22 protein-coding genes are annotated in these 24,192 nt (G+C 65.1%); 14 read left to right on the top strand and 8 right to left on the bottom strand.

All coding sequences use genetic code 11. The features are described from left to right. Positions 1-54: 54 nt before the first annotated feature. From RAD16_RS05515 to RAD16_RS05500, 4 genes are all read right to left on the bottom strand, one after another. Positions 55-831, bottom strand: a complete 777-nt coding sequence (locus tag RAD16_RS05515; protein WP_458156852.1) for an outer membrane protein — start codon at positions 829-831, stop codon at positions 55-57. Positions 832-1,034: 203 nt separating this feature from the next. Next, positions 1,035-1,901 (bottom strand): ornithine carbamoyltransferase, encoded by an 867-nt coding sequence (locus RAD16_RS05510; RefSeq protein ID WP_458156851.1) that lies wholly within the window; start codon positions 1,899-1,901, stop codon positions 1,035-1,037. 23 nt (positions 1,902-1,924) lie between these two features. Beyond that, entirely contained in the window at positions 1,925-2,323 is a 399-nt protein-coding gene (locus RAD16_RS05505) for an MAPEG family protein (RefSeq protein ID WP_458156850.1), read from the bottom strand. A gap of 142 nt (positions 2,324-2,465) precedes the next feature. Next, positions 2,466-4,274: a PHA/PHB synthase family protein gene (locus RAD16_RS05500; protein WP_458156849.1), complete on the bottom strand. Its 1,809-nt coding sequence runs from the start codon at positions 4,272-4,274 to the stop codon at positions 2,466-2,468. A 255-nt stretch (positions 4,275-4,529) separates the two neighbouring features. On the opposite strand from RAD16_RS05500, the gene RAD16_RS05495 reads away from it, so the two are divergent. The 6 genes from RAD16_RS05495 (at position 4,530) to RAD16_RS05470 (ending at position 10,061) form a co-directional block, all read left to right on the top strand. Beyond that, positions 4,530-4,805, top strand: a complete 276-nt coding sequence (locus RAD16_RS05495) for a hypothetical protein (RefSeq protein ID WP_458156848.1) — start codon at positions 4,530-4,532, stop codon at positions 4,803-4,805. Positions 4,806-5,029: 224 nt separating this feature from the next. Beyond that, positions 5,030-6,250 carry an LL-diaminopimelate aminotransferase gene (locus RAD16_RS05490; protein WP_458156847.1) on the top strand — a complete coding sequence of 407 codons (1,221 nt, stop codon included), beginning with the start codon at positions 5,030-5,032 and terminating at the stop codon, positions 6,248-6,250. Positions 6,251-6,279: 29 nt separating this feature from the next. Next, positions 6,280-7,596, top strand: a complete 1,317-nt coding sequence (locus RAD16_RS05485; RefSeq protein WP_458156846.1) for a homoserine dehydrogenase — start codon at positions 6,280-6,282, stop codon at positions 7,594-7,596. 81 nt (positions 7,597-7,677) lie between these two features. Then, on the top strand, positions 7,678-8,679 hold the full coding sequence (gene glpX / locus RAD16_RS05480; RefSeq protein ID WP_458156845.1) for a class II fructose-bisphosphatase: 1,002 nt from the start codon (positions 7,678-7,680) through the stop codon (positions 8,677-8,679). Between the two features lie 79 nt (positions 8,680-8,758). Beyond that, complete coding sequence (locus RAD16_RS05475) at positions 8,759-9,478, top strand: haloacid dehalogenase type II (RefSeq protein WP_458156844.1); 720 nt, start codon at positions 8,759-8,761, stop codon at positions 9,476-9,478. Positions 9,479-9,509: 31 nt separating this feature from the next. Beyond that, positions 9,510-10,061 carry a hypothetical protein gene (locus RAD16_RS05470; protein WP_458156843.1) on the top strand — a complete coding sequence of 184 codons (552 nt, stop codon included), beginning with the start codon at positions 9,510-9,512 and terminating at the stop codon, positions 10,059-10,061. Positions 10,062-10,103: 42 nt separating this feature from the next. Here RAD16_RS05470 and RAD16_RS05465 read toward each other — a convergent pair whose 3' ends face one another. After that, the gene (locus tag RAD16_RS05465) at positions 10,104-10,775 is read right to left on the bottom strand and encodes a TetR/AcrR family transcriptional regulator (RefSeq protein WP_458156842.1); all 672 of its coding nucleotides are present in this window, start codon (positions 10,773-10,775) and stop codon (positions 10,104-10,106) included. Positions 10,776-10,950: 175 nt separating this feature from the next. Between RAD16_RS05465 and RAD16_RS05460 the strand changes: the two genes are divergently transcribed. Further along, positions 10,951-12,156: an efflux RND transporter periplasmic adaptor subunit gene (locus RAD16_RS05460; protein ID WP_458156841.1), complete on the top strand. Its 1,206-nt coding sequence runs from the start codon at positions 10,951-10,953 to the stop codon at positions 12,154-12,156. 5 nt (positions 12,157-12,161) lie between these two features. Then, positions 12,162-15,308 (top strand): efflux RND transporter permease subunit, encoded by a 3,147-nt coding sequence (locus RAD16_RS05455; protein WP_458156840.1) that lies wholly within the window; start codon positions 12,162-12,164, stop codon positions 15,306-15,308. Between the two features lie 50 nt (positions 15,309-15,358). Here the strand turns inward: RAD16_RS05455 and RAD16_RS05450 are convergent, their stop codons facing one another. The 3 genes from RAD16_RS05450 to RAD16_RS05440 form a co-directional block, all read right to left on the bottom strand. Then, positions 15,359-16,330, bottom strand: a complete 972-nt coding sequence (locus RAD16_RS05450; protein ID WP_458156839.1) for an MBL fold metallo-hydrolase — start codon at positions 16,328-16,330, stop codon at positions 15,359-15,361. 291 nt (positions 16,331-16,621) lie between these two features. Next, a complete protein-coding gene (locus RAD16_RS05445) occupies positions 16,622-17,107 on the bottom strand; it encodes a bleomycin resistance protein (RefSeq protein ID WP_458156838.1) in 486 nt (161 codons plus the stop codon). A gap of 100 nt (positions 17,108-17,207) precedes the next feature. Next, complete coding sequence (locus tag RAD16_RS05440) at positions 17,208-17,873, bottom strand: GntR family transcriptional regulator (RefSeq protein ID WP_458156837.1); 666 nt, start codon at positions 17,871-17,873, stop codon at positions 17,208-17,210. Between the two features lie 116 nt (positions 17,874-17,989). On the opposite strand from RAD16_RS05440, the gene RAD16_RS05435 reads away from it, so the two are divergent. Genes RAD16_RS05435 through RAD16_RS05410 form a run of 6 tightly spaced genes read left to right on the top strand, consistent with a single transcriptional unit; the run spans position 17,990 to position 24,158 of the window. Continuing rightward, positions 17,990-18,784 (top strand): enoyl-CoA hydratase/isomerase family protein, encoded by a 795-nt coding sequence (locus RAD16_RS05435; RefSeq protein ID WP_458156836.1) that lies wholly within the window; start codon positions 17,990-17,992, stop codon positions 18,782-18,784. An 11-nt stretch (positions 18,785-18,795) separates the two neighbouring features. Beyond that, positions 18,796-20,049, top strand: a complete 1,254-nt coding sequence (locus RAD16_RS05430) for a CaiB/BaiF CoA transferase family protein (RefSeq protein WP_458156835.1) — start codon at positions 18,796-18,798, stop codon at positions 20,047-20,049. A gap of 55 nt (positions 20,050-20,104) precedes the next feature. Beyond that, the gene (locus tag RAD16_RS05425; protein ID WP_458156834.1) at positions 20,105-21,097 is read left to right on the top strand and encodes a Bug family tripartite tricarboxylate transporter substrate binding protein; all 993 of its coding nucleotides are present in this window, start codon (positions 20,105-20,107) and stop codon (positions 21,095-21,097) included. A gap of 15 nt (positions 21,098-21,112) precedes the next feature. Then, positions 21,113-21,595 carry a tripartite tricarboxylate transporter TctB family protein gene (locus RAD16_RS05420; RefSeq protein WP_458156833.1) on the top strand — a complete coding sequence of 161 codons (483 nt, stop codon included), beginning with the start codon at positions 21,113-21,115 and terminating at the stop codon, positions 21,593-21,595. Between the two features lie 11 nt (positions 21,596-21,606). After that, positions 21,607-23,157, top strand: a complete 1,551-nt coding sequence (locus tag RAD16_RS05415) for a tripartite tricarboxylate transporter permease (protein WP_458156832.1) — start codon at positions 21,607-21,609, stop codon at positions 23,155-23,157. Next, positions 23,154-24,158, top strand: a complete 1,005-nt coding sequence (locus RAD16_RS05410; protein ID WP_458156831.1) for a 4-hydroxythreonine-4-phosphate dehydrogenase PdxA — start codon at positions 23,154-23,156, stop codon at positions 24,156-24,158. Before RAD16_RS05415 ends, RAD16_RS05410 begins: the two co-directional genes overlap by 4 nt. Positions 24,159-24,192: the final 34 nt, after the last annotated feature.

The following is a 24,192-nucleotide window of genomic DNA, read 5'->3' as shown; positions in this document are numbered from 1 at the left end:
CGCTTCTGTAGCCTTCCGGGTCCCGGCGCTGCGGCGCGTCCGGGACACCAAGCCTCAGTACTTCGCGATGAGCGGGCCGCCGAAGCGGTAGTTGATGCGGGCCGTGATCAGGTCGACGTCCTGGCCGATACGGTCGGTGCGCGAGAATGCGCCGGCAGGCACGAACGGTGCCAGCACGCCGTTGGCGGTGAGCGTGACGTCGCGGTGTCCCATGAACAGGTGGTCGTATTCGAGGCCGACCGACCAGTTCGGGGCAAAGCCGTATTCGAAGCCGACGCCGATCGTGCCGCCCCAACGGGTGTCGTCGGCGCGATCGAACTCCGCTCCGCCCAGACCGCCCGTACCGAGGCCGCTGTAACGGTTGCGGGTCACAGCGCCGCCGCCCTTCACGTAGAGCAGTGCGTTGTTCCAGGCGTAGCCGACCTGGCCGGTGAACAGGCCGAAGGCGTCGATGCGGGTGCGGTTCGCGACGCCGAACACGGTGCTGGCATTCCGGCCCGAGAGGTCGGCCCAGTCGCCCTGCGCTTCGAGGCCGAACACGAAGGCGCTGCTCTGCCAGCGATAGCCGACCTGGCCGCCGGCGACGGCGCCGGTCGCATCATGGCAGCCTTCGGCGATGCCGGCCGGGAAACCGGCGGTTCCATCCCAGCAATTGCGCGACGAGCCATAGCCGCCGTTGGCGCCGATGTAGAAGCCGCTCCAATCGTAGATCGCCGCGATCATCGGCGGAGCCTTGGTGTAGGGACGGGCGGCGAGATCAGCGGCACCAGCCTGGGTCGTAACCGCTGCGAGCGAGAGCGCGCCGAGCGCGAATGCAATCTTTGAATTCATGTCTGTTCCGAATCAAGCAATTGCGATGCGCTAATATACGTGTGGATAGACGACAATTTGTAGGTGTGAGCCGGAACGTTGCTGATTCTCTCGCACTGTCATCTTGCGGCAACACCTGTGGTTGATGGCTGCCGCCAGAATGGGCAGATTGCTCCTTCTTACTTGCGTCCAGGAATTTGCGTCCAGGAACCTGCCGGCGCCGGCTACGCGGCGATCCATTCCAGCAGGGCGTTCTGTGCGTGCAGGAGGAAAGCCTTCGCCATCGTGCTCTGGCAGGCGGGGTGGCTCATCGCATCGGCCGTGACCTCCTGGCCCCTGGTCACCGGCGGGCAGGGCAGAAAGATCGCATCGCGGCGGCATTGGTCGAGCAGCGTTGCGGATATCCGGTAGCCTGCGAGCTGATCGTCATGCGTCCCATTCGGCCAGCAATCCGTGATGATCACGTCCGCATCGCGCAACAGGTCGAGATCAGTGCTTGCGGTGAATCTCGGACTTGCGATGTCCCGGATATGCCAGTCCGCCGGATAGATCTGCATCACCTCGATCGGCAAGGCGATCGACGCTTCAACCCAGGAGCGGAGGATGTTGGCATCGGGGGCGACGCCGACGACCTTCAGGCCCTCGAGCGCTCCCCGCTTGCCGCTGACATAGGCGAGATCGCCAAGCGTCTCGCAGGGGTGATTTGATCGCGTTCTGGCATTGACGACCGGCGCTTTGGCGTGTGCTGCAAGCTCTCGCAGGGTCGACAATTCGCGGGTGCGCACGACCAGGATGTCGAACCAATTGTCGAGATATCCTGCGAGATCAGCCGTGCTCTCATGGACATTGAACCTGACCGGAGGCTGCACGCTGATGCCTCCCATCGCCTTCACGCCGAGGTCGAACGCGGTCGTGTTCCGCCATCCGCCGTCGTCGGCGATGACGGCCACGCGCTTGCCGGCAAGGCATTGCGGCATGGAACGATCCTGCCACGCCGCAGCCAAGACCTGCGCACGGGCGAGGATGGAGAGGATCGCGTCCGCGCCGAGATCGTGGAATTCGACGAAATCCCGGCTGGCTTCGCTGCGCATGGCCGAGCGTCGAGGGTGCGAGCTCAAAACACCTTGAAGATCGCCAGCGCCAGCACCGCCTGGGCGAGGAAGCCGACGGTGAAGGCCAGGGTGCGGAACACCGGGATGCCGAGCGCATAGACGATCAGATGCGCGACGCGGGACCAGAAATAGACCGCGCAGGCGAGCACGGTCCATTTGGTGGAATAGTCGATCGCGTTGAGGATCAGCACCAGCGGCGCGAACAGCACGAGGTTCTCGACCGCGTTGTCATGCGCGAACATCAGGCGGTTCGCCCACTCCGACTGCGGCTTGTCGCCGCGCGAGGGATTGGCCAGGGCGCCACTGAGGCCGCGAACCTGGCAGCGGTTGATGGTGTAGGGAATCCAGAGGATCCCGGTCAGGATCACCGTACACGTCAGCCAGAACAATTCGCGCGTCATAGTCCAGTCCCCTCTGTCGTCGCCGTGCTGAGAGCGAGTCTATACAAGAGCACGCGAGAGTCCGCCACGCGCAAGCGCGCTTTGGTTCTTGTTTGCGTATGATCTTCTCGGAAAACCGCTTCGCACTTTTCCGGATCATACGCTATGCGCGAACCCTGACATAGCTGCCGGGCGCGTCCTCGATCGCGGGCAGCGCCTCGCTGCCGACCACGCGCGCCGGCACTTCCTCCGGATCGAGCGCGCCCAGCCATTCGCGCCAGTCCGGCCACCACGAGCCCTTGTGCTCGACCGCGCCCTTCATCCAGTCGGCGACGCTGATGTCCTTGATGTTGTCGTTGGTCCAGTACTGGTACTTGTTCGAAGCAGGCGGATTGACGACGCCGGCGATATGGCCCGAGCCCGACAGCACATATTTCACCGGCCCGCCGAAGAATTGCGAGCCGTACAGCACCGATTCCGCCGGCGCGATGTGGTCCTCGCGGGTGGCGAGGTTGTAGACGGGCACCTTGACCTTGGAGAGATCGAGCAGCGTGTTGTCGAGCACCATCGTGCCCGTCGACAGCCGGTTCTCCAGATAGCAGTTGCGCAGGTAATAGGAATGGTTCGACGCGGTCATGCGCGTCGCATCCGAATTCCAGTGCAGGAGGTCGAACGCGCTCGGCTGCTGGCCCTTCAGATAATTGCTGACGACATAGGACCAGATCAAATCGTTCGAGCGCAGCATGTTGAAGGCCATCGCCATCTTCGAGCCTTCGAGCACGCCGGCGGCCTTCATGTCATGCTCGAGCGCGGCGATCTGCTCCTCGTCGACGAACACGAGGAGATCGCCGGCATGGGTGAAGTCGACCTGGGCGGCGAAGAACGTCGCGGACGAGACGCGCTGGCGGCGCTTCTCGGCAAGCCAGGCCAGCGTGGTCGCGAGCATGGTGCCGCCGACGCAATAGCCGGCGGTGTGCACCTTCATCTCGCCGGTGACCTTCTCGATCACGTCCATCGCCGTGAGCGGGCCTTCCTTCATGTAGTCTTCCCAGCTCTTGTTGCCGAGCCGCTTGTCGGGATTGACCCATGAGATCACGAACACGGTGATGCCCTGGTCGACGCACCACTTGATGTAGGATTTCTCCGGCTTGAGATCGAGGATGTAGAACTTGTTGATCCAGGGCGGCACGATCAGGAGTGGGGTGCGCAGCACCGTCTCCGTGGTCGGCGAATACTGGATCAGCTGCATCATCTCGTTCTGGTAGATCACCTTGCCCGGCGTCGTCGCCATGTTGACGCCGACGACGAGATTGTCCGGATTGGACTGGCGGATCTTCAGCATGCCCTTGCCGGCGGCGATGTCCTCGGCCAGCATCTTCAGGCCGCGCGCGAGGTTCTCGCCGCTGCTCGACACCGTCTCGCGCAGCACTTCCGGATTGGTCAGCACGAAGTTCGACGGCGACAGCGCGTTGGTGACCTGCTGGACGTAGAACTCCGCCTTGCGGCGGGTGTGTGCATCGAGGCCGTCGGCGTCGCGCACCAGCTCCTGCGCCCATTTGGTCGTGAGCAGATAGAGCTGCATCACGAAATCAAAGAACTGGTTCGACTTCCATTCGGGATCGGCAAAGCGCTTGTCGCGCGGCGAGGGCGCGATCGCGGGCTCAGCGTCCTGTCCGGCCATGCGGCGCGCCGCCGAGCCCCAGAGGTCGAGATAATCCTTGGCGAGCTTGGTCTGCAGGTCCGACGCGCGCGAATTGTCCGACAGCCAGTATTCGGCGACCGAGGTGAAGGTCTTGACCACTTCCGCAAGCTCGGCCGGCGGGCGGTCCTGCACCTCGCCGCTCTCGCGCGGCTTGAGGTAGGCGGCCAGCGCCTTGCCGCCGCTCTCCATCGCCCGCGCGACATTCATCGCGAAGGCTTCCGCATCGAACTTCGTTTCGGATCGGGGTGCGTCAGTCGTGGCGGTACTCATGGGCAGAACAGTAACGAGTCATTCCGTATTCGTCACCGCGAAGCTCGCAAGTTTGGCGTTAAACACGCTCCAAGATGTGCTGCATTGCGATAAGATTTCCCGGTTCCGTCATAATCAGGCCGCACGGCTCGGCTTGGTGGCGCCGGGGCGCTTTTTCTCGCTCGCACCATTGGGGCAGCAATGGTTTGAGCTTGGGCGCGGTGTCGGGTAGCCTTGCCCGGGGCCGTGCTTTGGGACGAGTGGGGGATTTCCCAAGTGTTGGCGTTATGGGACCTGCAAAAGTCGCTGCCGATTTGTGGCGCGCTGCTGATGGCGGCGCTTGCACTCGGTGGCTGTTCGAGTCAGCTCGCCGATCTCACGCCGGCGGATGCCCAGGCGCATCCGAAGGAGCCGGGCGCCTATCTGCCGGTGCACGATCTGCCGCCGGAGCGTGATCAGGCGGTCATTCCGCCGGATCAGCGGGCCAAGATCGAGGCAGAGCTTGCCGCCGCGCGCGACCGCCAGGCCGTTGCCGCCAAGGACGCGAAGTAAGGCCGCGAAGGTGCGCAGTGCAAGGTAATCGCTGGCGCCTCCGCGATGCCGTGCTAAAAGACCTGAGTTCAGCCGAGAGTCAGGGCGAACGACTTCAGCCTCTGCCGTCGAAGATTGCTCTAAGTATTTGATTTTGAGTGATTTTAACGGGGCCGTTCCCTTTCGGAGTGGCCCTTGTGGCCAGTCGATTCTGTCCTGACCGGTTGCCCGGAGCCCAGAGAGCCATGGACGAGTTTTACCGCATCCGCCGCCTTCCGCCTTACGTGTTCGAGCAGGTCAACCGGGCCAAGGCGGCTGCGCGGAATGCCGGCTCCGACATCATCGACCTCGGCATGGGCAATCCGGATCTGCCGGCGCCGCCGCATGTGCTGGAGAAGCTGAAGGAGACGCTCGGCAAGCCGCGCACCGACCGCTACTCGGCCTCCCGCGGCATTCCCGGCCTGCGCCGCGCGCAGGCTGCCTATTACGCCCGCCGCTTCGGCGTGAAGCTCAACCCCGACACCCAGGTGGTGGCGACGCTCGGCTCGAAGGAGGGCTTTGCCAACGTGGCCCAGGCGATCACCGCGCCGGGCGACGTCATCCTCTGTCCGAACCCGAGCTACCCGATTCACGCCTTCGGCTTTTTGATGGCGGGCGGTGTGATCCGCTCGGTGCCCTCGGAGCCGACGCCGCAATTCTTCGAGGCGGTGGAGCGCGCGATCGTGCATTCGATCCCGAAGCCGCTCGCGCTGGTCGTCTGCTATCCCTCGAACCCGACCGCCTATGTCGCGAGCCTGGACTTCTACAAGGACCTCGTTGCGTTCGCGAAGAAGCACGAGATCCTGATCCTGTCGGACCTTGCTTATGCCGAGGTCTATTTCGACGAGAACAATCCGCCGCCCTCGGTGCTGCAGGTACCCGGCGCGATCGACGTCACCGTCGAGTTCACCTCGATGTCGAAGACCTATTCGATGGCCGGCTGGCGCATGGGCTTTGCGGTCGGCAATGACCGCGTGATCGCAGCGCTCGCCCGCGTCAAATCCTACCTCGACTACGGCGCCTTCACGCCGGTGCAGGTCGCTGCGACCGCGGCGCTGAACGGCCCCGACGATTGCATCAAGGAGATGCGCGACACCTACCGCAAGCGTCGCGACGCGCTGGTGGAATCGTTCGGCCGCGCCGGCTGGGAGATCCCTCCGCCGGAAGCCTCGATGTTCGCCTGGGTGCCGCTGCCGGAGGCTTTCCGCAGCGTCGGCAGCATGCAGTTCGCGACCCTGATGGTGGAGAAATCCGGCGTTGCGGTCTCGCCCGGCGTCGGCTTCGGCGAGCATGGTGAAGGATATGTCCGCATCGCCATGGTGGAAAACGAGCAACGGATCAGGCAGGCCGCGCGCGGCGTGCGCCGCTTCCTTGAAAGCGGCATCGAAACGTTGCACAACGTGGTTCCGCTCGCCAACCGGCGCTAATTCTCTTCGACAGGTTTTCTAAAAGCATCATGGTTGCACCCCTGAAAGTGGGCATAGCGGGGCTCGGCACCGTGGGTGCCGAAGTCGTCCGTTTGATTGAAACGCAAAGCCGCGTGCTCGCCGGCCGTAGCGGCCGTGGCATTCGCGTCGTCGCCGTCACCGCGCGCTCGAAGGCCAAGAAGCGCAGCGTCGATCTGCGTGGCGTCGAATGGGTCAAGGATCCCATGGCGCTGGCGACGCATCCCGAGGTCGATTGCTTCGTCGAGCTGATGGGCGGCGCGGGTGATCCGGCGCTGTCGGCGGTGGAAGCCGCACTGAACGCCGGCAAGTCGGTCGTCACGGCGAACAAGGCCTTGCTCGCCAAGCACGGCATCAAGCTGGCCAAGGCCGCCGAAAAGCACGGCGGCGCGCTGAATTTCGAGGCAGCGGTCGGCGCCGCTATCCCCGTCATCAAGACGTTACGCGAGGGCCTCGCGGGAACCGGCGTCAGCCGTGTCTACGGCATCCTCAACGGCACCTGCAATTACATCCTGACCCGGATGGAGCAGGAGGGCCTGTCCTTCGCCGAATGCCTCAAGGATGCGCAGCGGCTCGGCTATGCCGAGGCCAACCCGTCCTTCGACGTCGACGGCCACGACACGGCGCAAAAGCTCGCCATTCTCGCCAGCCTCGCTTTCGGCACGAAAGTTGCTCAAAGCGCGGTGTATGTCGAAGGTATCTCCTCCATCGCGCCGGAAGATTTGCGCGCCGCTGACGATCTCGGTTACCGGCTCAAGCTGCTCGGCGTTGCCGTCCGCACCGCCAAGGGCATCGAGCAGCGCGTGCATCCGACCATGGTTCCCAAATCCTCCTCGATCGCGCAGGTGATGGGTGTCACCAATGCTGTCACGATCGATGGCGAGGGCATTCCGCCGATCACGCTGGTCGGCCCCGGCGCCGGCGGTGCGGCCACCGCATCCGCAGTCGTCGCCGACATCGCCGACGTCGCGCGCGGCATCCGCGCCAATCCGTTCGGCCGGCCGATCGCGCATCTGCACGACACCAGGAAGGCGCCGATGGAGCGCCACGAGGGCGGCTACTACATCCGCCTGCTGGCACGCGATTTCCCGGGCACTGCGGCCGCGATCGCGACCCGGCTCGCGGAACAGAAGATTTCGATCGAGTCGATCGTGCAGCGCCATCCCAATGGCGGCGTCGCGCCGGCAAATGGCAAGGCCGTGCCTGTGCCTGTCATCCTGATCACATACGCTACCCATGAGGACGCCGTGCGCCGCGCGCTCGCGGCCGTACAGAAGGACAAGGTGATCAGCGGACGGCCGCAGGTCATACGGATTGAGAAGAACTGACACGGTTCGAACGAACTGTGGGTGTTACGAGTTGATGCGGGCAGGGCATCCTGTCCAGAACGGTTTCGAAGGAGTTAGCCGATGTCGACCCATATTGAAGTCCCCCCGCACGCCTTGCTCGAGCGCATTCTCACGCTGGAGATCGTGCGTGTGACGGAGCGGGCGGCGGTGTCGTCGGCGCGACTGCGTGGACACGGCAACGAGAAGGCGGCGGACCAGGCCGCCGTGGACGCGATGCGCCGCGAGCTCAACAAGCTGCCGATCCAGGGCACCATCGTGATCGGCGAGGGCGAGCGCGACGAGGCGCCGATGCTCTATATCGGCGAGCAGGTCGGCCTCAAGGCCGGCCCCCAGGTCGACATCGCGGTCGATCCGCTCGAAGGCACCACGCTGTGCGCCAAGAACATGCCGGGCTCGATCGCCACCATGGCGATGGCCGACGGCGGCACGCTGCTGCACGCACCCGACGTCTACATGCAGAAGCTCGCGATCGGTCCCGGCTACGACAAGGGCGTCGTCGATCTCGACGCGAGCCCTGCCGACAACGTCCGCCGTCTCGCCAAGGCCAAGGGCGTCAAGCCGGAGGGCATCACCGTGCTCGTGCTCGACCGCCCGCGCCACGCCAGCATCATCGAGAGCGTGCGCTCGACCGGCGCGGCGGTGCGCCTCATCACCGACGGCGACGTCGCCGGCGTGATCCACTGCGCCGACCCCGACAACACCGGCGTCGACATGTATCTCGGCACCGGCGGCGCGCCGGAAGGCGTGCTCGCAGCCGTGGCGCTGCGCTGCATCGGCGGCCAGATGCAGTGCCGCCTGATCCTCGATTCCGACGAGAAGCGCGAGCGCGCCGCCAAGATGGGCGTCAACGATCCCAAGATGATCTACGGCATCGAGGACATGGCGCGCGGCGACTGCCTGTTCGCCGCCACCGGCGTCACCACGGGCTCGCTGCTGTCGGGCGTGAAGTTCCGCAAGGACGGCGTGATCGAGACCGAGACGGTGGTGATGCGCTCGGTGACCGGCACCGTGCGCTACATCAAGGCCGAGCACCGCGAGCTCGCGAAGTTCCATCTGGACTGAGCAATGGAATAACAACTGCCGTCATTCCGGGCCTGGCCCTGCGAGCCATCCCGGAATGACGAGCGTGGAGGAAGCGCACATGTCCGATCTCACCGCCGTCAAAGCCCTCGTCTTCGACGTGTTCGGCACGGTCGTAGACTGGCGCACCAGCCTGATCACCGACTTCATGTGGTGGAGCAGGCAGCGCGGCATCAGCGCCGACTGGACGGCCTTGGTCGACGGTTGGCGCGGCATGTACGTCGCGTCCATGGATGACGTGCGCAAGCATCCCGAGCGCGGCTACGTCATGCTCGATGACCTGCACCGCCGCTCGCTGGAAAAGCTGGTCGAGAAATTCGAGATCAAGGGCCTCACCGACGCCGATCTCGACCACCTCACCAAGGGCTGGCATCGCCTCAATCCCTGGCCTGACAGCGTCGCCGGCCTGACGCGTCTCAAGACCAGGTTCGTGATCTCGCCGCTCTCCAACGGCAATGTCGCGCTGCTCACCAACATGGCGAAGCACGCAGGCCTGCCGTGGGACCTCGTCATGTCGGCCGAGCTGTTCGAGCACTACAAGCCCGATCCCGAGGCCTATCTCGGCGCAGCGAAGCTGCTTGGCCTGAAGCCGGAGCAGATGATGATGGTCGCCGCCCACAACGGCGATCTTGCCGCCGCGCAAAAGAACGGGCTGAAGACGGCATTCGTTGCACGGCCGACGGAGTATGGTCCGCTTCAGAAGGTGGATTTCGAAGCCACCGGCAACTGGGACATCGTCGCCAAGGATTTCGGCGGGGTCGCCGACAGGCTGGGGTGCTAGGCTCCAGCCCTGATGTCTTGAGGGTGACCGAATGAGCCGACCCGCAGCCATCACGTCTGCCGATGCGATCAGCACCTATATTCTGGCGAAGGATGGCAACCGTCCGCAGTTGATGACGCGCGCGTTCGCGGACGACTGTGAGCTCGAAATGATCGTCAAGACCGACGCCATCTCATTTCCGAGCGCGGCGAAGGGACTTGAGCAAGTGACCCAGGTGCTGGTCACCGGCTTTGGCGAGCAATATGAGAATGTGCGCACATTTTGCCTGTCGCGTCCCGGCTCGGATTACCTGCCGCATGTCCGTTGCGACTGGCTGGTCGGAATGTCGGCGAGGCAGGGCGGCGCGGTTCGCGTCGGGTGCGGACATTATGACTGGCATTTCGGCTCCGGCGATGGCCGCGTGACCAAGCTCGTGATCGAGATCGAGGCCATGTCCGTGCTTCCCGCCGCGGACGCCGGACCGATCATGGGCTGGCTGGCGGCCTTGCCCTATCCATGGTGCACGGGCGTCCAGGCCGGCGAGACCGTTCCGGATATCGATGCCTTGCGGCCCACCGCGCGCTTTCTTGGCCGCCGGAACTGAACAGCGCGACCGTGCTCTTGTGGGATGGCGTGAGCTTGCGGCTTAATCGCCGCCATCCTCAGGTGCACAGAACGTCGCAATCGCAAGATCGATCCGCCGCTCCAGCACGCGGCGGTTGAGCCGAAATCCGGTGTCGGTGAGCAGCCTGAAATGGTCGTGGCCGAACACCATGCCGAACAGCATCTCGGCGACAAGGCGCAGCGGCAGGCCCTCGAAACGGGGCGCGAGGCGAACCGCCTTGAGCAGGTCGATGATGTGCTCCGTGCCGCTCTCCATGATGACCTCGGCGAACATGCGCCCGAGCTCCGGCGAGGCCTGACGTTCACCGATAATCAGGCGCTGCAGCGCGATCTCGCCCGGCGACAGCGCCGTGTCCGCCCCCTCATGGAGCATGTTGCGAAGCCGGGTCACGGGCGATCCGTTCGAAGGCGCGTCGGCGTAATTGGCCTGGGGCAGGCTGCGCAGCAGCATGGCGCGGAACAGCTCGGTCTTGCTCTCGAATAATTTGTAGAGCGTCTTCTTCGACATGCCCGCGGCACCGGCGATGTCGTCCATCGTGGTCGCAGCAAAGCCCTTGCTGGTGAAGGTTTCCTTGGCCGCCGCCAGCAATTGCAGCATGCGCGCGTCAGGAGCAGGAGCATTGATGCCCTGTTGATCCCGTTTCAGGGGCGGATTGCCGCTGGTCTCTTTGCGGCTCGCTGGGTTCCTCGCCATGCAAAACCTGTCGATCAGTTGGGAGCGGTTCACGACTGCTTGAGCTCGATGATGCCGGCAGCCTAGCACTTGACTTTAGAGAAGGAAACTCCCAAGTTTCCTCATGGAAACTGCATAGTTTCCAAATATGTCAAATGTAAATGGCCCCCCGTGAAGACCACCATGGATCGTCATCATGCGCCCCCCGATCGTCCGCGCCGTTCCGTTGATTGCCCTGCTGCTGCTCGCAGGTTGCGGCGAGCAGAGCTCGGCGCCGGCCGCGCAGCAGATGGCGCCAGAGGTCGGCGTGATCACGTTGAAGCCGCAGGAGGCCAAGATCTCGACGGTCCTGCCGGGCCGCGTCGTGGCCTACCAGGTCTCCGAGGTACGGCCGCAGGTCACCGGCATCCTGCTCAAGCGCGACTTCGTCGAGGGCGCCGAGGTGAAGGAGGGCGATCTGCTCTATGAGATCGATCCGGTGCAGTACAAGGCGGCGCTCGCCAGCGCCGAGGCGGCGGTGCAGCGGGCCGAGGCGACGCTGGTCAGCGTCAAGCTCAAGGCCGCGCGCAAGACCCAGCTGCTGCAGACCAATGCGGCGAGCCAACAGGACGTCGACGACGCGGTTGCGGCCTACAAGCAGGGCGAGGCCGACCTGAAGGCCGCAGAGGCCAACCGCGATACCGCCGCGATCTCGCTGGACCGCACCAAGGTCACCGCGTCGATCTCGGGGCGGATCGGCAAGTCGACCATCACGCCGGGCGCGCTCGTCACCGCGAGCCAGACCACCGCCATGACGACGGTCCAGCAGCTCGATCCGGTTTACGTCGATCTCGACCAGTCGACCTCCGAGATGGAGCGCCTGCGCAGCCAGATCGCGAGCGGAAAGCTCAAGCGTCCGGCCGAGGGCGTGCAGGTCGAGCTGCTGATGGAGAGCGGCAAGACCTACGGCCACAAGGGCAAGTACGGCTTCACCGATGCGAGCGTCAATGAGAGCACAGGCTCGGTCTCCTCGCGCGCGATCTTCGCCAATCCCGAGCGCGTGCTGCTGCCAGGCATGTATGTGCGCGCCCGCGTCGTCGCCGGCGTCGATGCGAATGCGATCCTGGTGCCGCAGCGGGCGGTCTCGCGCAATCCGCTGGGGCAGGCGGTCGCGATGTTCGTCGACAAGGACGGCAAGATCGAGCAGCGGACGCTCGATCTCGGCGAGGAGGTCGACAGCAACTGGCTGGTGCGTTCTGGCGCCAAGGCGGGTGACCGCCTGGTTGTCGATGGCACGCAGAAGGCCCGTCCCGGCGCTCCCGTGAAAACGGTCGAAGTCGCGGTGGATCCGGCGACCGGCCTGACCATGAGCCCGACGCGGCAGGCCGATGCACGGCCGGTGCCCACGACCAGCGAGCAATAAGCGTCATGTCGCATTTCTTCATCAAACGGCCGATCTTCGCCTGGGTCATCGCGATCCTGATCATGCTGGGCGGTGTGCTCGCGATCATGCGCCTGCCGATCGCGCAATATCCGCAGATCGCGCCGACCGTCGTCACCATCACGGCGACCTATCCCGGCGCCAACGCCGAGACCGCGGAGAACTCGGTGACCAAGGTCATCGAGCAGAACATGACCGGCCTCGACTATCTCCAGTACATGTCGTCGTCGAGCACCTCGACCGGCGTCGTGCAGATCTCACTGACCTTCACCAACGAGGCCGACGCCGACATCGCCCAGGTGCAGGTGCAGAACAAGCTCCAGCTTGCCACCCCGCTGCTGCCGCAAGTGGTGCAGCAGCAGGGCATCAAGGTCGTGAAGTCGTCGGCGAGCTTTTTGATGGTGCTCGGCTTCGTCTCCGAGGACGGCCGGCTCGGTGCCAGCGACATCGCCGATTACGTGGCGTCCTCGATTAACGACCCGATCAGCCGCGTTGCCGGCGTCGGCCAGGTCCAGCTGTTCGGCTCCGAATATGCAATGCGGATCTGGCTCGATCCCGACAAGCTGGCCAAATACAATCTGATGCCGGGCGACGTCACCACGGCGATCCAGGCCCAGAACACCCAGGTCACCGCTGGCCAGCTCGGCGGTCTGCCGGCCGTCGGCGGCCAGCAGCTCAACGCCACCATCACCTCGCAGAGCCGCCTTCAGACCGTCGAACAGTTCAAGGACATCATCCTGCGCACCGCGTCGTCGGGCCAGACGGTTCGCATCGGCGACGTCGCGCGGGTCGAGCTCGGCTCGAAGTCCTACGATTCCACGGCGCGCTACAACGGCAAGCCTGCCGCCGGCATGGGCATCAGCCTTGCGACCGGCGCCAATGCGGTTGCGACGTCGGAGGCGGTGAAGGCGCGCATTGCCCAGCTCAGCACGACCATGCCCGAGGGGCTGCGCGTCATCTATCCCTACGACACCACGCCGTTCGTGAAGCTGTCGATCGAGAAGGTGATCCACACGCTGTTCGAGGCGATCGCGCTCGTCTTCGTCGTGATGTTCGTGTTCCTGCAAAGCTGGCGCGCCACCCTCATTCCGACCATCGCGGTGCCCGTGGTGCTGCTCGGAACCTTCGGCGTGCTCTCGCTCGCGGGCTATTCCATCAACACGCTGACGATGTTCGCGATGGTGCTGGCGATCGGCCTGCTGGTCGACGACGCCATCGTTGTGGTCGAGAACGTCGAGCGTGTGATGGTCGAGGAGAAGCTCGGCCCGCGCGAGGCGACCGAAAAGTCGATGCGCGAGATCACCGGCGCGCTGGTCGGCATCGGCGTGGTGCTCTCGGCCGTGTTCATCCCGATGGCGTTCTTCAACGGCTCGGTCGGCATCATCTACCGGCAGTTCGCGCTGACCATCGTCACGGCGATGCTGTTGTCCGTGCTAGTGGCGCTGGTGCTGACGCCGGCCCTGTGCGCCACCATCCTGAAGCCGCCGAAGCATCACGGCAGCCTGCGCGGCTTCTTCGGCCTGTTCAACCGCGGTTTTGACCGTATGGCCGACGGCTACCAGCGCGGGGCGGGCGCCGCCATCAAGCGGATCGCTGCCGTGATCATCGCCTTCGTCGCGATCGTCGCTGGGATGGTCGTCCTGTTCCAGCGGCTGCCCAGCTCGTTCCTGCCCGAGGAGGACCAGGGCACGATCATGACCCTGATCCAGCTTCCGGTCGGCGCCACCTCGGCGCGCACCCTCGATGTCATCAAGCAGGTCGAGCATCACTATCTCGACAGCGAGAAGGACGCCGTGGAAGGCGTGTTCGCGGTCAGCGGCTTCAGCTTTGCCGGCCAGGGCCAGAATGTGGGCCTTGCCTTCGTCAGCCTGAAGCCGTTCGACGAACGCAAGAGCCCGGCGGCCTCGGCGCAGGCCGTGGTCGGCCGCGCCATGGGCGCCTTCGCCAGGATCCGCGACGCCATGGTGTTCGCGGTGCTGCCGCCCTCGATCCCCGGCTTCGGCAATGCCGGCGGCTTCGACCTCTATCTCCAGGACACCGGCGGCAACGGTCATGAGGCGCTGATCCAGGCGCGCAACCAGCTGCTCGGCCAGCTCGCCGCCGACAAGCGCGTCGCACAGGCGCGGCCGAACGGCCAGGACGACACGCCGCAATTCAACCTCGACGTCGACCAGGCCAAGGCGACCGCGCTCGGCGTGAACCTCAGCGACCTCAACACCACGCTGTCGGCGGCCTGGGGCGGCGCCTACGTCAACGACTTCATCGACCGCGGCCGCGTCAAGCAGGTCTACGTCCAGAGCGATGCGCCGTTCCGCATGGATACCAGCGACATCGGCCGCTGGTATGTCCGCAACACCGCCGGCTCCATGGTGCCGTTCTCGGCGCTGGCCACCCATCGCTGGAGCTTCGGCTCGCCGCGGCTCGAACGCTACAACGGCGTGGCCGCCGTCGAGCTGCAGGGCCAGGCCGGGCAGGGCATCAGCTCGGGCGTCGCCATGCAGGCGGTGGAGGAGCAGATGGCGAAGCTGCCCAAGGGCTACGGCCACGAATGGACCGGCCTGTCGTTCCAGGAGCGGCTGACCGGCAGCCAGACGCTGTATCTCTATTCGATCTCGCTGCTGATCGTGTTCCTCAGCCTGGCCGCACTCTATGAGAGCTGGTCGGTGCCGTTCGCGGTGATGCTGACGGTGCCGATCGGCGTGCTCGGCGCACTGGTTGGCGCGACGCTGTTCAGTCAGGCCAACGACGTCTATTTCCAGGTCGGCCTTCTGACCACCATTGGTCTTGCCTCGAAGAACGCGATCCTGATCGTCGAGTTCGCGCTGGAGCAGATCGCTTCCGGCCGCAGCCTCGTCGAAGCCACGCTGCACGCGGCACGTCAGCGCCTGCGCCCGATCCTGATGACGTCGCTCGCATTTATCCTCGGCGTGCTGCCGCTGGCGGTCGCGACGGGGGCTGGCTCCGCCAGCCAGAACGCGGTCGGCATCGGGGTTGCCGGCGGCATGATCGCGGCGACGGTGCTGGGCATCTTCTTCGTCCCAGCGCTGTTCGTGCTGGTCAAGCGGATCTTTCCGGGTACGAGGACGGATGCGCCCAGCCCGAAATCTCTGCCCGTCGCGGAGCCCGCGGAATAGGGGACTGAGGTGAGGGCGGCACACAGGCCGCCCGCACCTGATTACGCCGGCTACAGCGTCATCTGCATCGGCTCGGGATAATAGTGGAAGCCGTCGCCGGCCTTGGCGACGTGGCCGTAGCCCGGCCAGGCGAAGTGATAGGACATCACCGGGATCTTGTTGGCCGCGAGCATGGTGAGCAATTTGACGCGCGATTCCGCCGCCTGTGTCGGATCGGTGTCGTAGGAGAATTCCATCCGCGGCCGCTCCAGTAGCAGCACGGAATGGTGCGAGAGGTCGCCGAGGAAGGCGAACGACTTGCCGGCCGAGGAGACCATGAAGATGGTGTGGCCGACGGTGTGACCGGGCGCCGCGATGGCCTGGACGCCGGGCAGGAATTCCTGGCCGTCCTTGAAGAACACGATGCGGTCGCGCACGGGCAGCAGGTTCTTGCGGGCGTGCACGATGAAATCCTTGACCGGGCTCCCCATCTTGCCTTCATCGGTCCAGAAGTCGAAATCGGTCTGGGAGATGTAGATCTGCGCATTGGGAAACAGCGGCTTGCCGCCGTCGTCCACGATGCCGCCGATATGGTCGATGTGGGCGTGCGAGCAGACCACCGCATCGATGTCTTCAGGCTTGATGCCGGCCTCGGTCATACTCTTCTGCTGCCGGCCGGTGGTCGGGCCGAACAGTTTCGAGCTGCCCATGCCGGTGTCGAACAGGATCAGCTTGTCGCCGGTGTTCACGATCGGCGAGTTCTGCTCGAGCACGACATTGTCCGGCGACAGGAAATTGTCGGCCAGCATCTTCTTCACCTCTTCCTTCGGCACGCCGGTGAACGTGCCGGAGGGATCGCCGAGCGGCAGCGGTCCGTCGGAGACGATGGTCACTTCGGCATCGCCGAGAATGAAGCGGTGCCAGTAGGGCGTCTGGGTGCCGAGCTTGGGCGCGCGTGCGATCGCCCTGCTGCCGAGCATCGTGCTGGCTCCCAATCCTGCGCCAAGCGCGAGCAGGGATCGACGTGAGACGTTGAGTGTCATTCGTTTCCTCCACTTTTTCTTTTGAGCTGCGCGACTTTGTCGCGCGTCATGTCGGCCTGAAGCCAGCGGTGAGATGCTGCGCCGGTTCAGACAAGCTAGCAAGTGGAATTGGTTCGCGCGCGTGCGCGGCGTATCAGAATTCGAAATGCAATTCCGGCGCACGACAAAACACATCGCCTGCCGACGTGTCGTCGTCAGGATGATCCGGTCAACGCTGCCGCAATGCAATCAATGATTGTGACGCGATTGTGTCTGCCGGCGGCGCGAGACAGTGGGACTCGCAGAATCTTTTCACGTCACGCCGGCGCGCGTTCCCAGGCGCTCGACGAAGCGCAGGAGGTAACCGTCCGGATCCTGGACCAGGAATTCGCGCTGGCCGACTTCGAGCTCGCCGACCCGGTACCAGGCTTCGTTCGGCGGCTCGTAAAGCGGCCAATTGGCCTCAGTGAGCGCGTTGAGCATCGGCGCGATGCGATCGACGACCATCTGGAAATTGACGCCGCGTCCGAACGGACGCTGCATTTCGGCCGGCTCCCAGCGGCCGTTCAATTCGCACAGCATCACCTGCACACGCCCTCGGACCAGATAGGCAAACCGGGCAGCAGGGCGGTCATAGGCGATGTCGAAGCCGAGCAGGTCCCGCCAGAATGACAGGCTGTTCTGGAGATCGGATACGCCAAGCTCGGGCACGAGATCGGCAAAGCCGCCTTGCGGTGCGCTGCCCGTGCTGCCGGAGCTCGCACGCGCGACGGGGTCTGAGAGCTTCGGTTGGTTCATTGCAGCGTCGCCCGATGTCGTGACCGATATGCGGGGGCGTTATTGCAGGGAAGTGCTGCGATGGCCAGACGCGGAACGCGAATGCCGCCGGCAACGCCGCTCACGCGATCCGCAGCGCGACGTCGCTTGTCTCAGTCTCGGCAAAGCCGGCCTGCAAAACCTCCTCGCGCTTGTGGCGCAGATGCGCACGCAGGATGTGCGAGAGGCCGGCACCGTCGCGCCGCTGCAACGCGTTGAGGATCGCCTCGTGCTCCTTCACGGCGAGCGCCCAGCGCTGCGGCGTCATTGGCGTGACATAGCGCGCGCGGCGGATGCGCGCGGTCACGGAGGCATAGAGCCCGGTCAGCGCGGGATTTCCGGCCGCCGCGACGATGCCCTCGTGAATGGCGCGGTTGCCGCGATAGTACTGGATCAGATCGCCCTTGCGATAATTCTGCACCATCTCCTCGTGCGCGGCGGCGATCGCGCCGATCTCGGCGTCGCTGATACGCTCGCAGGCGAGCTCGCCGGCCAGCGCTTCCAGTCCCTGGCAGACCTCGAACAGGTCGCGCATGTCCTTGTCGGTCAGCTTGGCCGCGCGTGAGCCGCGATGGGGCAAGAGCTGCACCAGCCCTTCGGCGGCGAGCACCTTGAGTGCCTCGCGCAGCGGCGTGCGCGAGATCTGCAGCCGGTCGCACAGCTCACGCTCGGGAATCCGCGCGCCGGGCGGGATTTCGCCGTCGAGCAGGATGGCGCGGATGCGGCCGACGACCTCCTCGTGAAGCATGGGAAGCGCTCCGCTTTGAATGCAAAAATGAGAATATCGACCGATATTCGGAAGTTCCAGCTTGATAATCACGAATTTTGCATTCAAAAATGTGAAAAACAAGAGGAGCTAAGGAAATGGACCAGGCTGCGGAGGCGGAAGACCTCGTTTTTGAATGCAAGGACGGCATCGGGCGGATCACCTTCAACCGCCCGCAGGCCCGCAATGCCTTCACCTTCGCCATGTACGAGCGCCTCGCGGCGATCTGCGAGGAAGCCAACGGCGATCATGCGATCAAGGTGCTGGTGTTGCGCGGGGCCGGCGACAAGGCCTTCGCCTCGGGCACCGACATCAACCAGTTCCGCGAGTTCAAGACACCGCAGGACGCCATCGATTACGAGAACCGGATTGATCGGGTGCTCTCCACGCTGGAGCAGTGCCGGGTCCCGACCATCGCGGCGATCAACGGCTTCTGCACCGGGGGCGGGGCAGGCATTGCCGCCGCCTGTGACCTGCGCATCGGCACGGCCAGCACGAAGATCGGATTTCCGATCGCCAGGACGCTCGGCAATTGCCTGTCGATGTCCAATGTCAGCCGTCTCACTGCTTTGATCGGCGCTGCGCGCGTCAAGGATCTGATCTTCACCGCGCGCCTCGTTGACGCCAATGAAGCCGCCAGCGTCGGGCTGCTCGGTGAGGTCGTCGCGGATATCGCCGCGCTCGACACGCGCGCCGACGAGGTCGCCCGGCTGCTCGCCGGCCATGCGCCGCTGACACTGACGGCAACCAAGCAGGCGGTCGCCCGGCTGCAACGGCGGCTGACGCGGGACGAGGGCGAGGACCTCATTCTGATGTGCTACACGAGCCAGGACTTTCGCGAAGGGCTCGATGCTTTCCTCAACAAGCGCGCGCCGCAATGGCGCGGGCAATAGGACGCCCCCCGATGCAAAGCTCGCAATCCGCTTCTCGCCGTTCCGGACCGCTCGCCGGCCTCAAGGTCGTCGATCTCACCCATGTCATGGCGGGGCCGACCTGCACCCTGATGCTCGCCGACATGGGCGCCGACGTCATCAAGATCGAGAAGTCGCCGAACGGCGACGACACCCGTCATTCGGTCCCGCCGAAGATCGGCGACGAGGCGGCCTCCTTCCTGATGATGAACCGCAACAAGCGCGGCATCGTGCTGGATCTCAAGACCGATGGCGGCAAGCAGGTGCTGCGGCGGCTGATCGCGACCGCCGACGTGCTGGTCGAGAACTTTGCGCCGGGCGCAATGGAGCGCCTCGGCTTCGGCTACGAGGAGCTGCACAAGCAGCATCCCGCGCTGATCTATTGCTCGCTGTCGGGGTTTGGCCGCACCGGCCCCTACAAGCACCGCCGAGGCTTTGACCTCGTCGCGCAGGCCATGAGCGGCATCATGAGCTTCACCGGCGAGCGGCCGGACGGCCCGCCCGTCAAATGCGGCCCGCCGCTGTCCGACATCACCGCCGGCCTGCTCGCGAGCATGGGCATTCTGGCCGCCTATACCCACCGGCTCAAGACCGGCGAAGGGCAGTGGGTCGAGACCTCGCTCTACGAGGCCGCGCTGGTGCAGACCTATTGGCAATCCACCATCGCGCTCGCCGCCGGCACCGCGCCGCGCGCGATGGGCTCGGCGCATCCACTCAACGCGCCATACCAGGCTTTCGAGGCCTCGGATGGCTGGCTCGTCGTCGGCGGCGCCAACAAGAAGCATTGGCTGCTGATGCTCGAAGCGCTCGGCGCGAGCGAGCTCGCCGCCGATCCGCGCTTCGTCAACGGTTCCGACCGGATGGCGAATTTGAAGGAGCTCGAAGCCGTCCTGAGCGAGCGCTTCCGCACCAAAACGCGGGCACATTGGCTCGCGGCACTGGACGAAAAGGGCGTGCCGTGCGGTCCGGTGCACAACATGCTGGAGGCGCTGAGCGATCCGCAGACGCTGGCGCGCGAGATGGTCGTCGAGGTCGAGCATTCCACGCTCGGCCCCGTCAAGACGATCGGGCTTCCCGTCAAGTTTTCGGAGACCCCGGGCAAAGTGCTGTCGGGCGCGCCGGTCTACGGTGAGCATACCCGCGACGTGCTGGCCGAATACGGGTTCGACCCAAAGCAGATCGAAGCGCTCGAGCAGGAAGGCGCAATCGTGCTGGCCGAAGGGAGGCGCACGGAACGCGTCGCCTGACCGGACGTCGATAGAACAAACGAAACAAGACAAAACATAAAAGCTGGAGGAAATCATGGGTGGGACGTCAAAGTTTCTGCTGTCTGCGGCTGCGGCCGTGCTCGCCGGCACCATGCCGGCGCTCGCCGCCTGGCAGCCGCAAAAGCCGATCGAGTTCGTGGCGACGGCAGGGCCGGGCGGCGGCACCGACAATCTCGCCCGCGCGGTGCAGAACATCATCACCAAGTACAAGCTGACCGAGCAGCCCATCGTCGTCGTCAACAAGGGCGGCGGCAGCGGCGCCGAGGGCTATGTCTACGGCAAGGCTTCCGCGGGCGATCCCTACAAGGTCATCTTCGGCACCTCGAACGCCTGGCAGCAGCCGCTCGTCTCCAAGGTCGCCTTCAACTACACAGATCTGACCCCGATCGCGGCGATGGCGCAGGACGAGTTCCTGCTCTGGGTCAAGCAGGACGCGCCCTACAAGAATGCGGGCGACTATCTGAAGGCGGCCGCATCAGGCGAATTCAAGATGGGCGGCGCGCAGTCCAAGGACACCGACGAGGTGCTGACGCGCATGATCGAGAAGGCCGGCAAGGTCAAGCTGACCTACATCCCCTTCAAGAGCGGCGCCGAGACCGCCGTGCAGCTCGCCGGCGGGCATCTCGACTCCCACGTCAACAATCCCAGCGAAAGCATCGGGCAATGGCGCGGCGGCACGCAGCGCCCGCTCTGTGTCTTCAGCCCGAAGCGCCTGCCGCAAGGTGCCAAGGTCACCGCGACCGAGGGCTGGAGCGACGTTCCGACCTGCGTCGAGCAGGGGCTCGACATCAAGCAATATGAGCAGCCGCGCACGGTGTGGCTGCCCGGCAAGATCACGCCGGACCAGGCCGCGTACTATGTCGACCTCATGAAGAAGGTGCAGGCGACGCCGGAGTGGAAGGACTACATCGAGAAGACCTCCCAGGTCGACACGTTCCTGACCGGCGCCGAGCTCGACAAGTTCATCAAGGAGGACCTCGAGCACGTCAAGCAGGTCGCCGGCGAGCAGGGCTGGCTGGTGAAGTAGGGCGGGCACCACGCCATGATCTCGCGTCGAGCGCTTGAGCTTGCGACTGCCGTCCTCACCGGCAGCTTTGGTGTCGCCGTGGTGGTCCAGAGCCTGGACAACGGCATCGGCTGGTCGAGTGCGGGCGTGGACGCCGGCACGTTCCCGTTCCTGACCGGCATCATCATCGTGGCTGGCAGCCTCTACAATCTGGTGCGGGGCGTGCTGCCGGCTGTGACGCTGGCAAACGTGCCGATCGCCATCACGCCGATCGAGTTGCGCCGGCTCGCCGGCCTGTTCGTGCCGGCCGCGATCTTCGTGGCCGCGATCCCGCTGCTCGGCATGTATCTCGCCTCGGCCCTGTACGTCTTCGCGGTGCTTGCGGTCCCCCGGCATCAATCCGTGCCGCGCGCGCTGGCCATGGCCGCGGCGACGGCACTCGCGCTTTATGTCGTGTTCGAGCGCATGTTCCAGGTCAGCCTGCCGCACGGCGCGCTCGCCGCCGCGTTCGGCTTCTGAGGGCGACGCCGATGGAAAATCTCCAGGAACTTCTCCACGGCTTCACCATCGCGGTCACCGTGCCGCATCTGGCCTTGATGGCGGTCGGCGTGCTGCTCGGCATTCTCGTCGGTGTGCTGCCGGGGCTGGGCGCGCCCAACGGCGTGTCGCTACTGCTGCCGCTGACCTTCGGCATGCAGCCGGTGTCGGCGATCATCCTGCTCTCCAGCATGTATTGGGGCGCGCTGTTCGGCGGCTCAGTCACCTCGATCCTGTTCAACATCCCGGGTGAGCCATCCTCCGTCGCGACCACCTTCGACGGTTACCCCATGGCGCGCGATGGCCGGCCGACGACGGCACTCGCGACCGCCTTTGGCTCGGCCGCGTTCGGCGCGCTGATCGGCGTCATCCTGATCACCTTCCTGGCGTCCTGGGTGGCGCAGGTCGCACTCGCCTTCGGGCCGCCGGAATATTTCGCCGTCTACTTTCTGGCCTTCGCCAGCTTCGTCGGCATGGGCGGCGCGGCGCCGATCAAGACGGTGGTGGCGCTGGCGATCGGCTTTGCCATCGCTGCGATCGGCATCGACACTGTCTCCGGCAGCGTCCGCCTCACCATGGGCGTGGACGAGCTGGTCAAGGGCGTGAACTTCGTCGTCGCGGTGATGGGACTGTTCGGCATCGGCGAGCTGCTGGTCGCGGTCGAGGAGGAGTTTCATGCCCGTGCCGTCTCCTCCAAGATCGATTGGGCCGAAGTGTTTCGCGCGGTCGGCCGGCTGCCGCGCCACAGCGTTGCGCTGCTGCGGAGCGCTGCGATCGGCTGCTGGATGGGGATCACGCCGGGTGGCCCGACCGCGGCCTCCTTCATGAGCTACGGCATCGCCCGTCGCTTCTCGCGCCGCGGCCGCTATTTCGGCACCGGCGAGGTCGAAGGCATCATCTCCCCGGAAACCGCCGATCATGCCGCCGGCACCAGCGCGCTGCTGCCGATGCTCTCGCTCGGCATTCCCGGCTCGGCGACCGCGGCCGTGATGATGGGCGGGCTGATGATCTGGGGTCTCAATCCCGGACCGATGCTCTTCGTGGACCAGAAAGACTTCGTGTGGGGCCTGATCGCCTCGATGTATGTGGGCAACATCGTCGCCGTCGCGCTGGTGCTGCTGACCGTGCCTGTGTTCGCCGCGTTGATGCGGATTCCCTTCGTCGTCATCGCGCCGCTGATCGTGATCATCTGCGTCGTCGGCGCCTATTCTGTGTCGAACTCCTATCTCGACGTGGTGATGATGCTCGGCTTCGGGATCGTCGGCTATCTCTTCAAGAAGCTGTTCTATCCCCTGGCGCCGCTCGTGCTCGCGATCGTGATCGGCGACAAGGCCGAGGATGCGTTCCGGCAGTCGATGCTGATGTCGAAGGGATCGCTCGGGATCTTCTTTGCCAACAAGCTGGTGACCTGCCTGATCGTCGGCGGCATTGCGCTGCTCCTGCTTCCGCTCGTGCTGCAGCTTGCGCGCCTGGAGCGCAAGCCTGTGCCGCCCGCCCATAAGACGACAGACCAGACGACCGACCGAGAGAAGGTGACCATATGACTGCAAAACCGCTCATTGCACTGGCGATGGGAGATCCCGCCGGCATCAGCCCGGAGCTGACGGCAAAGCTGGTGGCGCAGGACGACATCCGCGCCCGCGGCCGCATTGTCGTGATCGGCGACCGCCGCATCTTCGACGAGGGCGCACGCGTTGCGGGCGTCAAGCCGGAGCTGACGATGGCGGAGCAGGGCGCTGATCTTCGCGCAACCGAGGGCGATGCGCTGTTCGTCGATCTCGGTCATCTCGATCCCCGCGAGGTCGAGCCGAAGACTGCAACCCTTGCCGGCGGAAAATTCGCGCTGGCCAACTACAAGCACGCCCTCGAGCTCGGCCGCGACCGTCGCGTCGACGCCGTCTGCTTCACCCCCTTCAACAAGCAGGCGATGCGGCTCGCCCGCGCTGAGTACGACGACGAGATCGCGTTTTCCGCCGAAGTGGTCGGCCTCAGGACCCCCGCAAGCGAATTCAACGTGCTCGGCGAGCTCTGGAACGCGCGGGTCACCTCGCACATTCCGCTCAAGGACGTCGCCGCCAAGCTGTCTAGCGATCGCATCCAGCGCGCGCTGAAACTGACCGATGCCTGCATGCGCAACGCCGGCTTTGCCCGGCCGCGCATCGCGGTCGCCGGGCTCAATCCGCATGCCGGCGACGGCGGCAATTTCGGTCGCGAGGAGATCGACGTGATCGCGCCCGTGGTCGCGGCCGGCCAGCGTGACGGCATCGCCGCCGAGGGACCGTTTCCCGCCGATACCGTGTTCCTGCGCGCCAAGGCCGGTGCCTTCGATGCGGTGCTGACGATGTATCACGACCAGGGCCAGATCGCGATGAAGCTGATGGGCTTCGATCGCGGCGTGACGCTGCTCGGCGGATTCCCGTTCCCGATCTGCACGCCCGCGCACGGCACCGCCTACGACATCGCAGGCCAGGGCATCGCCTCGATCGGCGCCAGCCGTGCTGCGCTACTGCTTGCGGCCGAGATGGCCGCGCGCCGCGCCGGGTGATTGCTGCTCCGCCAGCTTCCGGGAAAAATGAGAA

Source organism: Bradyrhizobium sp. 18BD (genome assembly GCF_054185225.1).
This window is presented reverse-complemented; position numbering and strand designations above follow the sequence as displayed.

Coding starts and splice junctions, on each gene's coding strand:
- RAD16_RS05515 (WP_458156852.1), bottom strand. CDS start 831: ATGAATTCAAAGATTGCATTCGCGCTCGGCGCGCTCTCGCTCGCAGCG.
- RAD16_RS05510 (WP_458156851.1), bottom strand. CDS start 1,901: ATGCGCAGCGAAGCCAGCCGGGATTTCGTCGAATTCCACGATCTCGGC.
- RAD16_RS05505 (WP_458156850.1), bottom strand. CDS start 2,323: ATGACGCGCGAATTGTTCTGGCTGACGTGTACGGTGATCCTGACCGGG.
- RAD16_RS05500 (WP_458156849.1), bottom strand. CDS start 4,274: ATGAGTACCGCCACGACTGACGCACCCCGATCCGAAACGAAGTTCGAT.
- RAD16_RS05490 (WP_458156847.1), top strand. CDS start 5,030: ATGGACGAGTTTTACCGCATCCGCCGCCTTCCGCCTTACGTGTTCGAG.
- RAD16_RS05485 (WP_458156846.1), top strand. CDS start 6,280: ATGGTTGCACCCCTGAAAGTGGGCATAGCGGGGCTCGGCACCGTGGGT.
- glpX (WP_458156845.1), top strand. CDS start 7,678: ATGTCGACCCATATTGAAGTCCCCCCGCACGCCTTGCTCGAGCGCATT.
- RAD16_RS05475 (WP_458156844.1), top strand. CDS start 8,759: ATGTCCGATCTCACCGCCGTCAAAGCCCTCGTCTTCGACGTGTTCGGC.
- RAD16_RS05470 (WP_458156843.1), top strand. CDS start 9,510: ATGAGCCGACCCGCAGCCATCACGTCTGCCGATGCGATCAGCACCTAT.
- RAD16_RS05465 (WP_458156842.1), bottom strand. CDS start 10,775: ATGGCGAGGAACCCAGCGAGCCGCAAAGAGACCAGCGGCAATCCGCCC.
- RAD16_RS05460 (WP_458156841.1), top strand. CDS start 10,951: ATGCGCCCCCCGATCGTCCGCGCCGTTCCGTTGATTGCCCTGCTGCTG.
- RAD16_RS05455 (WP_458156840.1), top strand. CDS start 12,162: ATGTCGCATTTCTTCATCAAACGGCCGATCTTCGCCTGGGTCATCGCG.
- RAD16_RS05450 (WP_458156839.1), bottom strand. CDS start 16,330: ATGACACTCAACGTCTCACGTCGATCCCTGCTCGCGCTTGGCGCAGGA.
- RAD16_RS05445 (WP_458156838.1), bottom strand. CDS start 17,107: ATGAACCAACCGAAGCTCTCAGACCCCGTCGCGCGTGCGAGCTCCGGC.
- RAD16_RS05440 (WP_458156837.1), bottom strand. CDS start 17,873: ATGCTTCACGAGGAGGTCGTCGGCCGCATCCGCGCCATCCTGCTCGAC.
- RAD16_RS05435 (WP_458156836.1), top strand. CDS start 17,990: ATGGACCAGGCTGCGGAGGCGGAAGACCTCGTTTTTGAATGCAAGGAC.
- RAD16_RS05430 (WP_458156835.1), top strand. CDS start 18,796: ATGCAAAGCTCGCAATCCGCTTCTCGCCGTTCCGGACCGCTCGCCGGC.
- RAD16_RS05425 (WP_458156834.1), top strand. CDS start 20,105: ATGGGTGGGACGTCAAAGTTTCTGCTGTCTGCGGCTGCGGCCGTGCTC.
- RAD16_RS05420 (WP_458156833.1), top strand. CDS start 21,113: ATGATCTCGCGTCGAGCGCTTGAGCTTGCGACTGCCGTCCTCACCGGC.
- RAD16_RS05415 (WP_458156832.1), top strand. CDS start 21,607: ATGGAAAATCTCCAGGAACTTCTCCACGGCTTCACCATCGCGGTCACC.
- RAD16_RS05410 (WP_458156831.1), top strand. CDS start 23,154: ATGACTGCAAAACCGCTCATTGCACTGGCGATGGGAGATCCCGCCGGC.